Origin of the sequence: Zobellia roscoffensis, assembly GCF_015330165.1 — a bacterium.
GTDB lineage: Bacteria > Bacteroidota > Bacteroidia > Flavobacteriales > Flavobacteriaceae > Zobellia > Zobellia roscoffensis.
Genome location: NZ_JADDXT010000002.1, coordinates 2995110 through 3010990, shown reverse-complemented (window position 1 = coordinate 3010990; position 15881 = coordinate 2995110). Strand labels below are relative to the sequence as shown.

The 15881-nt window shown below is 38.0% G+C and carries 8 protein-coding genes; 1 reads left to right on the top strand and 7 read right to left on the bottom strand.

Going from position 1 to position 15881, the window contains the following annotated elements; translation table 11 throughout:
• Nucleotides 1-28 precede the first annotated feature (28 nt).
• Nucleotides 29-907 (bottom strand): hypothetical protein, encoded by an 879-nt coding sequence (locus IWC72_RS12570; protein ID WP_226968020.1) that lies wholly within the window; start codon nucleotides 905-907, stop codon nucleotides 29-31.
• 341 nt (nucleotides 908-1248) lie between these two features.
• On the opposite strand from IWC72_RS12570, the gene IWC72_RS12565 reads away from it, so the two are divergent.
• Entirely contained in the window at nucleotides 1249-5337 is a 4089-nt protein-coding gene (locus tag IWC72_RS12565) for a hybrid sensor histidine kinase/response regulator transcription factor (protein WP_194529991.1), read from the top strand.
• Nucleotides 5338-5506: 169 nt separating this feature from the next.
• Here the strand turns inward: IWC72_RS12565 and IWC72_RS12560 are convergent, their stop codons facing one another.
• The 6 genes from IWC72_RS12560 to IWC72_RS12535 form a co-directional block, all read right to left on the bottom strand.
• A complete protein-coding gene (locus IWC72_RS12560) occupies nucleotides 5507-5773 on the bottom strand; it encodes a hypothetical protein (protein ID WP_194529990.1) in 267 nt (88 codons plus the stop codon).
• Nucleotides 5774-5790: 17 nt separating this feature from the next.
• Nucleotides 5791-6381 (bottom strand): sulfatase-like hydrolase/transferase, encoded by a 591-nt coding sequence (locus IWC72_RS20390; protein ID WP_194529989.1) that lies wholly within the window; start codon nucleotides 6379-6381, stop codon nucleotides 5791-5793.
• 2 nt (nucleotides 6382-6383) lie between these two features.
• Nucleotides 6384-6728 (bottom strand): sulfatase-like hydrolase/transferase, encoded by a 345-nt coding sequence (locus tag IWC72_RS20385; protein ID WP_194529988.1) that lies wholly within the window; start codon nucleotides 6726-6728, stop codon nucleotides 6384-6386.
• Between the two features lie 150 nt (nucleotides 6729-6878).
• A complete protein-coding gene (locus IWC72_RS12545; protein WP_194529987.1) occupies nucleotides 6879-9680 on the bottom strand; it encodes a sugar-binding domain-containing protein in 2802 nt (933 codons plus the stop codon).
• A gap of 2 nt (nucleotides 9681-9682) precedes the next feature.
• Nucleotides 9683-12991 carry a DUF5107 domain-containing protein gene (locus IWC72_RS12540; protein WP_194529986.1) on the bottom strand — a complete coding sequence of 1103 codons (3309 nt, stop codon included), beginning with the start codon at nucleotides 12989-12991 and terminating at the stop codon, nucleotides 9683-9685.
• Between the two features lie 52 nt (nucleotides 12992-13043).
• On the bottom strand, nucleotides 13044-15872 hold the full coding sequence (locus tag IWC72_RS12535; protein WP_194529985.1) for a sugar-binding domain-containing protein: 2829 nt from the start codon (nucleotides 15870-15872) through the stop codon (nucleotides 13044-13046).
• Between the last annotated feature and the right edge of the window lie 9 nt (nucleotides 15873-15881).

The following is a 15881-nucleotide window of genomic DNA, read 5'->3' as shown; positions in this document are numbered from 1 at the left end:
ATTAAGTTTATTCTAAAAATTTTTGATTTTAATTCTTATCTATGAAATCCAACAAAAGTGCTTTTACGTCTTTTACAGTTCCCAACTCCAGTCCTCCGCTCGTTGCTCCTGTTATCCAGTACAAAACCATACCTGCATCCGAACAATCCCATTTTCCCTTTTGAAACTTAACAACATCATCAACTTCGGCAATTTTCCCCTGAAGCCAGATTTGTTGCAGTCTAGAATCCGGATGGTTTTTGGCCCAATCCCATTCTGGGAATACTACTTTTAAATGGGTGTTTTGATCCGGAATACGAACTTCTTCCACTCCAAAATCCAATATTTGCTGCCATGTGTAAAAGTCGCCCGCATTATCATTAGCTGGATGATGCGTTACTACTTTTACATATTTATGTTTTGATTTTTCCGATGCATCTAGGGCCATTCCAATAATATCGGGCTCCCCGGCCTCTATAATCCAAAGCGGGTCCTTTTCGGTAGAAGCGTCAATTGCAATTTTTAAATCGTTCACCGTAATTTCTTTTTGCCAACTAGCATCTAAAAAAGTCAAGCCCGAAAAACCGCCCCACCTTCTTGCCGTAACATCGCACGCACTCTGCATTAATGCATGTCGCTCTTTTTCCGCTCGCTCAGAAATTCGGTCACCCCTAACCAAATCGCAACTATGGGAATAATGAACAAGTCTATCATCTAGACCCGTTGCCCTTAACAATGCTAAAGAAACAGCCGTTCCCCCTAAATCATCAGGGTCGGGGGAATTACCATCTGCAACAATTGCGATACGCCCAACTGGTGGTTGTATTTTTGGTAATACTTTTATCTCGTTCATTTTAGTTTGTCCCACTAAGGCTTCACACAAAACCATAGAGATTAAAAGCAGCGAAAGAACAGTATTTCTTTTCATCTTAATATAGATTCAATAGATGACCTTAGGACAGTGCTGTAGGCCGGTATAACTCAAAAATAACTTTCAAATGAAATGTTCGCATCCTGTACTGTCCCGATGTTACCAATTCTAAATCCAATTTAATCCTTCTCGCAAAAATAATTTTGCTAATTCTTTCTTTTCATTAATTTTGGAAACCAACTTTGCTTGCTTACTAAAAAGCGCCTACTTCGTATCAAATATATTTTCGGATTCCTTTTGGTTTGCACACAAAGCTTTATTTCCCCGTAAGACTTACATCATTTTTTTCATAATACTTATTTCATATTTAAATAGTGTCAAGAAAATAAAACTCACAAATGTCAATACTAAATCGTAATCGATTTATTGTTTTTTTCTTCCTCTTAACGGAATGTCTCTTTGCGCAAGAAAATGATTTTCATTTTCACCACTTATCCGTAAAAAATGGGCTTTCCAACAATTCGGTAATAGCTATTGAACAAGATAGATTAGGACAAATGTGGTTTGGTACAAGAAATGGTCTTAACAGATATAACGGCACCAATATTGATGTTTTTAAACACATTCCAGAAGACTCAACTAGTTTAAGCAATAGTGATATTCTCTCTATTAATGAAGATAGTGACGGATACATTTGGGTAGGAACTTATAATGGACTTAACCGGTACGACCCCGTTAAAAATACTTTTAAGAGCTTCTATAAAAGAAACGGTCCCGATGGTTTATGTAACGCTGTAGTTATTTGCAGTAAGGAAATGAGCAATGGAGAAATTTGGTTCGGTACAGCAAACGGAATATCAATCTTTAACAAATCTAAAAACAACTTTACCCATATACTGTACAAAGAAGGTGATGCCAATGGCCTGCCAGGCGAGAACATACAACGTATTTTTGTTGATCAAAGCAAGCAGACTTGGATAGCAAGTACAAAAGGTTTAGCCAGATTGGAGAGCAGAGATAATGATAGATTTACCTTTAAACAGTTTAACTACAATGAGGGGGCTGAAAACCTATTCATTCAAGATATAAACCAAATAAATTCTACCACCTTAGGCATAGCAACCAAATATAACGGCTATTTGCTGTTTAACGCTGAAAATGAAAATTTTCTTTTGCCAAACGAACAGATTATTCCTCTCTCTGCGGATGTACGTGCTGTTCAGTCTTCCGATGATGGATCCGTTTGGCTAGGAACTTCTCATGGAGTAAGGGTTATAGGTCCAGAAAAAAAGATATGGGATTTAAAAAGTGACAATAAGGCAAAAACCTCATTAAGTCAAAATTTTATTAAATCTGCTTTTAAGGATAAAAATGGAACCATCTGGTTGGGCACATATAGTGGTGGTGTTAATATATGGACCGAGTCTAATGAAAACTTTGTGAATTTCGTTAACTATGATATAGATAACAATATTGTTACCTCAATTGTTTCGGATGACCGTTCAAACTTATACTTTGGCACGGAAGGAGGAGATATTACCATCCTAAATCCAAAAAACAAAAAACTTGAGACTCTTAACTTATCTGATGCTAAAGAACTTAGACCTAACAGCATTCAAACCTTATATCTTTCCAAAAAAAACAAACTATGGGCGGGGGTTTTAAATTATGGTATTCTCGTGTATGATGTCCAAGCAAAAAAAATGTTGGAAGGTGTCATATCCAATGAACTTAAAGACTATCTCAAGAATACAGGTGTATACGTAATAAAAGAGGGAAAAGACCAAGTATACTGGATAGGTACGTTTGGCAAAGGACTGGTCAGGTATGATCTAAAAACCAAGAAATTTAGAACCTATGGAAAATGGACAAAAACAGGACCGGTACTCTCGTCAAACATAATAAAGACCCTATGTATAGATAGTATGGGTAGGATATGGGCTGGCGGTTTGGGAGGCTTAAACCTAATTACATTTAAAGACGAGGAAGAAAACCAGTATGAAGTATCTCAATTCTTTAGAAGTACACTTTACGGAAATGATATTAAGACGGTGATCGAAGATAGTAAGCAACAAATTTATGTTGGCACAAAAACCGAAGGTTTATTTAAGTTTAACGGTTTAGATTTTGAACAAATACCATTAAATAAACAAAACTCCGTTTATTCAGTATTCACTATTATTGAAAATGCCAAAGATGAATTTTGGCTTAGTACTGATAAAGGAATAGTTAAATACAATACTAGTTCCAAAGAGTCTGTAGTTTATGACCAACGATATTCATTAAATAGCAATGAGTTTAGCCCAAACGCAGGTTTGCGGTTAAATGATGAAAAAATCTATTTTGGAGGTAGCGAAGGGGTTACATTTTTTAATCCTAAAAAACTAATTACCAATACCTATGCTCCAAAAATTATCCTCTCGGATTTGCAAATAAAGAACAAATCCATACCCGTAAATGACGAACGAAAAATATTAACGAGCACCATAACCTATTCCGATGAAATTACCCTGAATCATCAGAACTCTCATTTTTCCATTAATTATTCCATGCCAAGTTATATAAGCCCCAATAACAATAGTTATGCCTACAGGCTGGTTGGTTTAGATGACACATGGACATTCACAAAAAATACTGAAGCTTTTTATACACTTCAAAAACCAGGAGATTACCTATTTGAGGTAAAAGGGGCAAATAATGATGGTATTTGGAATGAAAGCGCAACACAATTAAAAATCACCATTAAACCTGCCCCATGGAAAAGCAATTGGGCATTTGCCCTCTATGGTCTTGTAATTGCCACTGGCTTTTTCTGTATATACCTCATAATAAAATCTCGGACCCAACTAAAACAAAATTTACAATGGGAGCAATTGGAAAACAAGAGAAAAGAAGAAAGCCATCAGGCCAAACTACAGTTTTTTACAAATATATCCCATGACTTTAGAACTCCTCTAACCTTAATTTTAGGTCCGTTACAACAAATACTTACAGATTATAACGGCAGTAGCCTAATGTATAAAAAATTATTGGTCATAGAAAGTAGTGCCAATCACTTGCTTCAACTGATCAATAGGTTAATGGACTTCAGAAAACTGGAGGATCACCAATCTAAATTACAGGCTGCCGAGGGAAACATCATTAAATTTTTAAGGGAGATATATTTATCCTTTACAGAATATGCAAAAGATAATGAGTATACCTATACCTTCGAGAGTTCCGACGAAGAAATTTTAGTCTATTATGATAGGACTAAATTAGAACAAGTATTTTACAACCTTATTTCCAATGCATTTAAGTATACTCCAAACGGTGGCAAAATTGGTATTTATGTTTACAAAGACCATGAAAACATTTTTATAGATGTAAAAGATACAGGAATTGGCATTCCCCATCCCTACTTAAAGCAGATTTTCAATAGGTTTTTTGAAGTTCCAGAAGAAGGAAAAAGTGCAAAACATGACTATAAAAAAGGAACAGGTATAGGACTTGCCATAGCCAAAAATACAGTAGAGCTACATCATGGATATATAGAAGCCCTTAACGACAAAGTAAAAGGGGCTATTTTTAAAGTAAGCCTACCGTTGGGCAAGGAGCATCTTTCAGATGAAGAGATTATTCCTAATTTTAAATTTAGTGATGATGTAGCACAATACACCTCTCAATTATCCGATGGGGACAGGAAATTGGTTTTTGAGGATTCAATTGACAATCTTCGCACCAACAACGAGCTACCTCTAATTCTAATTGTTGAGGACAATGACCAATTACGTTCATTTTTTAAAAATTTCCTTGGCAAAGAATATGCAATTAAAGAGGCTAAAAATGGAAAAGAAGGGTTGAAAAAAGCACTAAAATTTAGTCCTGATTTGGTTATAAGCGATGTAATGATGCCTAAAATGTTCGGAACAGAATTATGCCTGCAACTTAAGCAAAATATTAAAACAAGCCACATACCCGTAATCTTGCTTACAGCACGTACCTCCTTAATATATAAATTTGAAGGTCTGGAAAGTGGTGCTGATGACTACATTAGTAAACCATTTAACATTAAGGAGTTTAAATTAAGAATACGAAACCTACTGGAGTCTTCTAGGCGTTTGAGAGAAAAATTCTCAAATGAAACCCATCTTTTGGCCAGTGAACTTACGGTAACTTCCTTAGATGAAAAATTACTGGAAAAAGCCATGAATATTGTTGAATCCAACATTTCAAACTCTGAATTTGATGTTGCTGTATTCGCTAAAGAGTTAGGAGTGAGTCGTACTATGTTATTCTCCAAAATAAAGGCATGGACTAATTTTTCCCCAAAAGAATTCATTAATGAAATAAGGTTAAAACGGGCCGCCCTATACTTTGAAAAAAGTAAAATGAATATTTCCGAAGTAAGTTATGAAGTAGGGTTTCGAGACCCAAAGTATTTCAGTAAATGTTTTCGAAAAAAATACGGGGAAACCCCTTCTGCATACATCAAAAAATTTTCTTGACATCAAATAAAGTGACCTCGTATTATTATATGTACTAAAAAACTTGTCTTCTTGATTGTTCGTTAGTTCGTAGAATCAAAACAGAAAAAAACCGTAATTTTTATTATATTTCCTGTAACAAAAAATACTCTTTGTACCAGTACAAGATAGAATTACAATGTTCATCTCTCTACTTCTTGCCCCAAAGATGTTTATATTCTGGTTCTCCATTACTCATTAGCGATTTATGAATATGCCTAGTTATAGGCATCCAGATTGGCCCTTCGTCCCAAAGAGGTTTCATTAATTCTGTTTCCCATTTTAAATATTCCTGCTCAATTTGGCTTTTTTCGGTTGGTAAAACTCTTGTTAAATCAAAGGTTTCCCCTAAATCATTCTTTAAGTCATACATAACACTACCAAAATCTTTTAAAGCTATCAACTTTTTATTTCCCATTCTAACAGCACTCTCATCTAGCTTTCTCCAAAATAACTTCTCATGAGGTGGTCCAGACTTAGCTTTTTCAAATAAGGTAAAAGATTCACTCCATCCAAAATAAGCTCATCATCAACCTCTATATTAGCAGCCTTAACTGCTGTACTAAATATATCCAAAGAAGATGTTAAGCCGTCTAAAGAATTACCAGAAGGTAATTGACCCGGCCAACTTACTACTAACGGCACACGATGACCTCCTTCAAACTTATTTCCCTTCCAACCTTTTAAAGGACCGGTACTGCTTTGATTGTTATGCGCCCCCCCGTTATCACTTAAGAAGAAAATTAAAGTGTTTTCCACAACTCCCTTATTTTTTAAAGCCTGTACGACCTTAACTATATTTTCATCTAAAGACCATGTCATTGCGGCCAATGCTTGTCTTGGATGCCCCTTAAACTTTGCTAAATCTTCTTCTTTTGCTTCCATCGGGGTATGTACCGCATTGAAAGACAAATACATAAAAAATGGTTTATTGCTTTTTTTATTAATAAAATTAACTGCTATGTCTCCCAAGTCATCGGTCATGTAACCCTTTAGTTTTACGCGCTTACCGTTATGTTGTAACATATCTATTTGAGAAGGGTTTTCAATTGGAAAATAAGAACGACTACCTCCAATAAAACCGTAAACTCTTGAAACCCTCTTTGATTGGGATGATCTGAAGGTTCTTCGCCTAAATGCCATTTTCCTAAAGCATAAGTATTATATCCTTTATTCTTAAAAGCATCGGCCATGGTTTCTACATCGTTCGAAAGTCCTATACCTCCAGTTCCGTTGGCTTCGAATCCAAATCGTTGTTGGTATTTTCCCGTTAACAAACCTGCCCTTGATGGGGCACAGACAGTTGCGCTTACATGCGCATCTGTAAAAATAGTACCACTGAAGGCTAGTTTATCTATTTCTGGGGTAGACAAATCTTAACTGCCCATAAAACCAAAATCAACATAGCCTGCATCATCTATTAAAATGATAACAATATTCGGTCGTTCAAATTTGTTTTCGACATTTGATTGGGAATACCCTAATAAGATAAAACCGATTATAGCCCCAAAGTAAAGGTCAATTTAATTTTCATAAATATCTTCCGCTTCGAAATTTTTATCATTTTGATAAAGTATTAATTTTTCTAAAACATTGGCCTCAATTGTTTCAGAGGGGTTAAAAGAGGTACTTGCCATATACTCCATCAAACTATGCCTTAATTGCCTTGCTGCCGGTCTGTTTTCTAAATCATTTGTAATATCAACTGCAGAGAACAATAAACGACCTGTACCCACTTTTGCTTCAAAAACATTGGTTAGGTGGTGATTGGTCACAAAATTATCGATAACCCTGACTAAAGGTGTCACTTGTAACGAATCGACAATAATCGATTTAGAATTGATACATAGATCCCACCACTGCCAATCGGTATGTGAGCTTGTAGGAAAGTTATCGAAGGCTGCATTTTTTTCATCTAACAACAACCCCATTGTAGCAGGTTGATTCGGAAAATGTACCGGACTCCAAAAAACAGGAACGAAGCGTCCCTCTATGCCTTTTAAGGTTTCATAATCAGGATTACACAACACCTTTTTACCTTTTTGCAATGCGGCCTGTGCCTCTTTTATAGTTTTTGCAAAGACGATAGTATCATAGTCTGTTCTTACTTTTTTAGGGTATACCCAAATAGACCAACTATTCTTGTATTTAGAGTCTCTTAAAGATACCGTTACGGTTATTTTTTTTGCCTCTTTAACACTAATAAGATATTCGATAGTCCCTAAACTTAGATTGTTGCCAATATTCAAATCAATGTCGGGCAGAACTCCTTTTTTTAATACATTCCCTTCTTCATCAGAAATACTCCAATCTAATGATCGCCCCTGTAACCGTTCATAAAAATTGGCTACCTCAACATCTGCCATAAATACCTCTCCGTCTTCATACACTGCTTTTTCATACCTGATCAACGGCACCAACTCACTATTAAACTGCCTAAACTCTTCTGGGGATATAATACCTTTAGACTCCCAAAAAGCATTTAATAAACCAACCAAAGCCGTACCCTGCCCCGGAAAATCTTGTAGTTGCAATAATTGAAACCCATCAAAACTAGGTGTCTTCAAGGCTCTTTCTATTTCTTCTTTATACAATATAGCCGCCAATTTCCCCGAGGCCTGCGTAAAGTCTTCCGCTAGATCAATTAATTTTTTGTTTTCAAGATCATTTTTAACGGCCATAAAGTTCAATGGTTTCAAAACCCCGGTATATTTGGGAATCTCACTTAAATCAGGGTATACCGAATATTGGCCTATCTCATGCGAAATTAACGGTACTTGTATGTGATCGCTATTTTCTGAATAATCGGCATTAAAATGGGGTGCCTTATCATTAAAGATTCCCTGTCCCCTTATCCAACCCTTATCCGTCCATTGTGCTATAAAAAACTCATCTTCTACCTCTGGCCTTGTACCGGTAGGCTTTTGAAAGGAAAAAGAAGTTGTGGCATACAAATGGCGATTATCTTTCTTTCTTAAGTCTGCGGTCATTTCATTAAGAACACCTATATCACCCTGTAATTCATTCCCCATTGCCATAAAAACAAAGGAAGGATGGTTGCCATAATCCCTAATAATTTTATCCGCTTCTTGTTGTAAGAACTCCGTTGTTTTTTCATCTTCCCCAACCCTTAAACTCCAATGTGGCAGTTCTACCTGATAATAAAACCCGGCTTCATCGGCAGCTTCAAAGGCAGCTTTTGGTGGACACCAAGAATGAAAACGTAAATGGTTTAACCCATAATTCTTGGCTTGTCCAATTAATTTTGCCCATTCCTCTTTTTGCATCGGTGGATGCCCTGTTAACGGGAATATAACACATTCCAGATTTCCTCTTAGAAAAATCCGTTTCCCGTTCAGTGTCAAGTTTCCATTGTTATTGTTTATGTTTTTATAGCCAAACCTTTTTTCAAGGCTATGTTCGCCGGCGTTGAGCTTAATATAATAGAGCACAGGATTAAACTCGTCCCAGAATTCCATTTGCTCCGGTCTTTCAACCATAAAACTTACGGTACCGTTCTCTACATGCTGTTCATCTACATCGCCCTTTGAAATCATATTTCTTTGTAGATCATAAATTTCATACCCCAATTGCTTCGGAACATCGGCTCCGTTACTTTCAAAAGTTACCCGCAAAGCATCTTTTTCTACCTTTGGATATACCTGTAGATTACTGGGAGCGCCCTTATCGGAAACTTTTAAGACAATATCGCCCAAAATACCGTTCCACTTTATTTGGGTATGGTTGGTGTAGGCATGGGCCATTTCTCTATTTCTTTTATCCGGATACATAGATCCTTCTACATTCACCAACGGAAATTTATTGGAATTATCTACACTTATGGTCACAGTATGTTCTCCGGGAGGCATAAAATCGGTCAAGTCATATTCATGACTACCTATTAAGCTATTCGCAGTACCAACCTTTTTACCATCTACGAACACATTAGATTCCCACATAATACGTTCGAGACGTAATGCAATCTCTTTACCTTTCCAAGATGCGGGGACCGTTACTTTCTTTTGATACCACGCTTTTCCAGTATAATAATACTTTCTGGCCAAATTGGACATTACATAGTTATTAATGGCCGGTTGCATGGTATTGGGCTCCCCTATGCCGGCATCGTCCAAAGTTCCGGGCAGCTCTATTTCAGAACCCGTAAGAATGGTATTGGGCCAGTTTTCGGTTTCCCCGATATTTAGGGAATCAAGTTTAACCGTCCATTTACCTGCCAAAGAAATCTGATTTTCGGTTTTTGTTCCGCATTGAAACAGAACAACGCTTAAAAGCACCATCAAAAAGTAGTTCAAGAATACCCTCATATCTATTTTTTTAAACTATCGTTGGCCATATTAAAATGAATGAAGGCCGGTAAATTGTACAAGTTATCTCGAAGTACGTTTTTTAACATTTCTATACTTTCCTCAATTTTTTCTAATCCCAAGTTACCCAAGCCTATCAAATATCGACAATGTATGCTGTTACGAACATTTAAATCCTCTTCCCAAATCAATAGATCCGGTAATGAAATGGCAAAATAGTCCATCTTAACCTTATCGTTCATATGCTCTTGTCCATAAGACACCAATTTATCAAAACGAAGATTTGCCTCATCTTCCTTTTTCAACTTCAACAATGCCAAACCTTGATAGAAAATTTTATCGGGTTGTTGGTCGTTATAGAACATGGCCGGACTAGGGTCTGAAAGTCCTTTTGAGGCAATTTCCCAGTTTTCAACGGCTTTCCCCATTTCACCCAATCCTTCGTGGGCGCAGCCCAACCAATAAAATATATCGTTCTCTTGAGTTCCGTAAAGCTTGCCTTCGCCCAGATTTTCGGGGTACGTTTGCGCCTCGTTTAAAAGAGAGATCGCTTTTTGGTATTCCCCTTTCTTTATATACGTTTTGGCCAACTCTACCTTAGCGGTAACATATTGCGAGGGCACCTTACCTTCACCCCCTTCCCACGGATGAAACTGTCTTTTCTCTATAAGGTCTAAAGCCTTTTTAAAATCTCCTTTAAAATTATATAGGGTTATCCGTTCTAGATAGATATCATCTCGAGACACGGTAAGATCCATATGCTTTTCCAACAAACTTAAACGGGCATCTACGTCTACATTGAGCTTTTTATACAATTGGTCCAATTCCATCAACAAACGTGCATCGGCATTGTCAAGATCAAAAGCTTTTTCTAGATGGGTTCTTGCCAATTGAGCCTCGTTCTTTTTATTATAGTACAACAAAGCCAAGTTTCTGTGGCAAATTGCATTCGTATCTTCCCATTTTGCCGATTCTTCCCAACACTCCAATGCATCTTCGTACTGTTTGGACGCATACCAAAAATTACCTAGATAATAATAGGCCCTTGCATCTTTCGGGTTCTGCTTAATGGCACATTTCAATGCCGCTACCTCTTCTAATCTATTGGGAAAACAATACTCCATAGGCAGCTCACCCCCCATTTTAAAATGATCTTTTGCCTTGTTCAATTCTCCCTTTTTAAGATAATAGTCCCCTAAAAAATAATGGACCATTGGGTAGGTTGCCAACTGCTTCTCTTCCAAAATGTTCAAAAGTGATATCGCTTCGTTGAATTGGCCCGCTTGCGCATAATCTATAGAAAACTCTATAAAACTATGTTGGTTCGCCCTCGTAATTTCCAACAAGAAATCGAGATCGCTGGATGCGCCCGAAATCAGGTATTTCTCATAGATAGCCCCAAAATTAAAAGCATCTATTGCCAAAGAATCATCTATTAGTTGAACAGCTTCCCCTATGCGGCCCAGCTTTCTTAAAAGCATAATTTTAAGATGACGTGCTTTGTGGTTATGCCAGTTTTTAACAAGTGATTTATCTACAAGCTCTAACGATTTTTCCAAGTTACCGTTAGCACAATCTATTTGGGCACAGTTAAAATAACCGGCGTCTTGCCAAGCGGCATTCCAACAAGATTTAAAAAAGGCATCGTAAGCCTCATTTTTTCTTTCTAAATGTAATAAAGCCAATCCTTTGTTAAAAAAAGGCTCTCCATCGTAAGGGTTGGGGTTTCGCTCTATCAATGTATCTATAGCCTGCTCAAAGTATTTTAAAGCTTTTTCATATTTCGCCCTTTTTAGACACCAAAGACCCATAGCGTTGTTGCAACGTACATCTCTAGGGTCGCGCGACAAACCTTCTAAATAATAAGCAGTTGGATCATAGGTAGCATGGCGGTACTGTTCTAGATGCAAACCGCGCAGGTACAGTTGTTCTACACTTTTTATCTCCTTCGGCTGTTTGGCCGCTTTTGCTGCTTCGGGCACTTCGTTTTCTTTAAGTCTGCTTGGCGACCACGATACTAATACCTTACCATCAGCATCGGTTACGGTAGCTGTAAGATCTTTATAGCCAACACCATCTGTAGATAAGAGTTCTTCAAATCCGTTTGCCGGATTTAGGTCTTTTACCGATTCGAACAATACCTTTTCGTTAGAACTAAGGCTTATTTTCGAATTTGGATAATGCGATGTTACGTACACCTTTAACCGGACCTCATCACCTTCCTTCTCTAAATTCAACAATGCTTCTTTGGTGGCATTTTTTACCACCCCCACATTGTAGTACGGCATAAAATACTGCTTAAAGCTTTTTTCTTCATAGGGGTGCATCCAAGAAAAATCCGGTTGGTTATCGGTATACACCCCACACATTAATTCTATGTAAGGGCCATCGTTATCGGTAAGGTTTCTGTCCCACGCCTTGCCAAAATCACAATTACCCCAGGTCCATTGTTTTTTTCCAGGAGAAATATGATGATCGGCCACATGTAACAATCCGCCTTTGGTATCATTCTCATATCCGCCCACAAAATCATATTCAGAAGTTATGGCCATATATGAAGTGGGTACGGGAATATTCTTATATCTAGATATATCGGTACCTGGGGAATAGTCTACCTTATAATATTCGCCTTTGGCAATAGGAAACTCGGACACATCTCTTTTACCATGGTCGAATACGGCATTTACATCTGGTGGAAAAACAGATTGATAATGATCGTTAACGGCCACTGCTGGATTTGCCCACCATAAAAAAGTCTGTGCCACTGGGGTTCTATTGTAGAGCTGTCCCTTAATTTCCAGATATGCCTTATCTGGATATAAAGTAAAACCGGCCATGCCCTTGGTTCTAAACATACGTTCAACTTCACTCACCCAAACAGTAACACTACCATCTTTATTTTCTTCAATATAAAAATCGGTAGGATCGTAAGTACTGGGCCTATGGTGCTGTGGCCAATTAAATTCGATTCCACCCGAAATCCATGGTCCGGTAAGTCCGACCAAAGCAGGTTTAATAACATGATTATAATAAACAAAGTGACGCTCCCTGATCTTATCATAGGCCATTTGAACCCTACCACCCAATGCAGGTAGAACCATTATTTTTATAAAATCGTTTTCAATATAAATGACATCCCATTCCTTGTCTATCTTTTCGTCACTAATTTTTTCGATTACAGGATGGGGGTATACCACCCCACTACTTGCCTGATAAACCCTCTTGTCCAAAAAAACAGGATATTTTTCTGGTTTACCAACTTCGTAAGTAGGTATTACTACTTTATCTTTCCAAGCCTTTACTGTACTCATTTCAAATTTCATTTAGTCCGATGTCGAGCATCAGATCATTTAAACATATTCCTTAATATTTCATCAAATTCTTGATGTCCTCCGGTTGTAGCTCTACCTTGGGATCAAACCTGTTGCCGGCCATGTATTTTTTTAAGCTGTAAAGCATTTGACGCGCTTCAGGTCTTTTTTCTAAATTGGAATGCAGATCAACCCCAGAAACCAATAGTTTGCCCTTACCTACTTTTACTTCGAAAATCAAGGCCGTTCTACGGTTCTCGAACCAATCGTCGATTACACGAACAATGGGGTTTAAATCGGGAGTAAAATCATCAAGAACAATGGCGTTCGAATGGCTCATGGCATCCCACCATTGCCAATTACTATGATATTCCGTTGGAAATTCGGCCAAGGCAGGATGTTCAGGATCCGTAAGAATGCCCAAGGTGTGCGGTTTTTGACCTCTGGTCCATGAGGTGTTCCAAAAAATACTCGAAAAACCTACACCAATATCGCCGCCTTTATCAGCAGCAATATCCCCTTTATTGATATTGAGCAATACCTTGCCCCCATTTTTTAAATAATTGATCGTTGCCGCATCAAATTTTTGAACCACCCTAATATCATCTTCTGTATCTATAGGACTGTTTTTAGAAGGGTAAACCCACACATCCCAACTATTTTTATGATTCGCCACATACACGGTAAGCGTTAATTTTTTCGGCGTATCGATGGCGTTCAAATCAACCGAGATCTCACCTAGGTCATATCCATTTCCAATAGGTATATTGGTCTTGTTGAATTCGCCTTTGGCCAATGTATGCCCATCTTTGTCTACAAGATCCCAAGTAGGAGTAACGGCATTTAGTGGTTTTTCACCATAATGGGCAACTTCTACCTTTGCCGTAAAGTCTTCGTCGTTCAAGAACACACGTTTTGCCATTCTTGCAAGAGGAACCGTTTCTGAGTTGAATTCTCGGAAATCTTCTGCAGTCACATACCCCTTTTCTTCCCAAAAAGCATCTAAAATACCGACCAATGCGGTACCCTGACCAGGAAAATCATGTAGGTCCAACAACTGAAAACCTGCCATATCCTTAGTTCGCAACGCAGCCTCGATATCAGCCTTATAACAGAGCACCTGTAACTTACCAGAAGCCATCAACAAACTATCCGCAAGATGACCAAGATGATTATCCTCTAAGGTTTCTTTAAATATTTCAAAATTTTTCGGTTCTAAAACACCGGTATATTTTGACATTTCCTTAAAATTGGGATACGCGCACCATTGCCCCATTTCATGACTAACATAAGGCATTGGGGTTTCTTGGATCAGTTTATCGTAATCGAACTCTGTTTGTGGTGGTTCGGCATTGATAATACTGTTCAATTCTTGGGCCCAACCCTGTATGCGAGGCCCTTTATGATTGTAATAATCCAAATTATCCAACAAAGGCCATCCGGCTCCACTGGTATACAACTTTCTATTGTCCAGGTTTTTAAAATGCTCTACAAACTTTTTAAGATATTCCTCATGGTCTTTACCTGACGGTTCATTTCCGTAGGCCATCATCACAAAGGATGGATGATTACCAAAGGTGTTCAATATATCTTCGGCTTCTTTATAAATCCATTCATCAACAGGGTCGCCATCTCCTATATGAGCCCAAGCGGAAGCTTCTACTTGTATATAAACTCCCATTTCATCCGCAGCCCGAAAAGCCGCTTCGGGTGGACAATACGAATGAAAACGCATGTGGTTAAGACCGTATGATCTAATAATTTTAAAAATTCGTTTCCATTCATCCACATCGGTAGACGGGTATCCTGTTAAAGGGAAGATGGAACACTCCAATGTTCCCCGTAGATAAACCGGGCTTCCATTAATGGCAAAGTGTTTGCCATCAACTTTAAAATCGCGCATTCCAAAGGTCACATCTTTCTTACTTGTGCCCAATTCGGACTCCAATTGCAATTTCATGGTGTATAGATTAGGGGCGAACTCATCCCAGAGCAAAGGATCGTTCCCCATGGGGTAATCGATTTCAAAATCACCTTCCCCCTCTATTTCCATTTCTTTCTCTAACGGTGGCAAACTATTTGTACCGTTAGATTCTATTGCCTGCAATATAATTTTACCCTTCTGTGGCTTTCCCGAAGAGTTGACCACCTTACCTTTTACCGTAACCTTCTTATCCTTTACATCGGGAAATAGTTTTACATTTTGAAAAACAACAGGTGGTGTCGCCGTTAATTTAATATCACCGACAATACCGTTCCAGTTGGTCTGGGTGTTGTCAGAAATACTATGTGCATCTACGCCAGGGTTTATATCCTTCACCCTATTATCTATTCTTATGGTAATCGTATGATTCCCGGGAGTAAGGTATTTAGCCAAATTATAATCATGTGGGGTGCCTAAGCTATTTTGCATTCCAACCTCTTGGTCATCTACCCAGACGGTAGTTTCCCAATGCGGCCTTTCCAATCCTAGGTTTATATGTTGGTTTTGCCATGATTTAGGTAAAACCACTTTTTTTTGATACCACGCCGCACCCGTATATACTTTTTTGGGGCTCAACCAAAACGAAACCTTAACATTACCTGGCTCACGATATTTAGCATATTTTGGGTCTTTATACCAAAGACTATCGTTCCACATACTTCCGGTCCAATGTGTATTGACGGTTATATCATCTCCCTTACCATTTTCTGCCATTGAACCCGGTAATTGAACTGTGTCGTCCAAAGTTTTCAAAAACCACTGTTCCTTAACCCCTTGATCCAACGAATCTATCTTAAATTGCCACTCGCCGGACAGGTCCATTTCCTTTGAATCCTCTTTTTGGCAAGAACACAAAGCAAACAATACCATTAATAGTATTAATACCTTACTTTTCATAAAACTGTA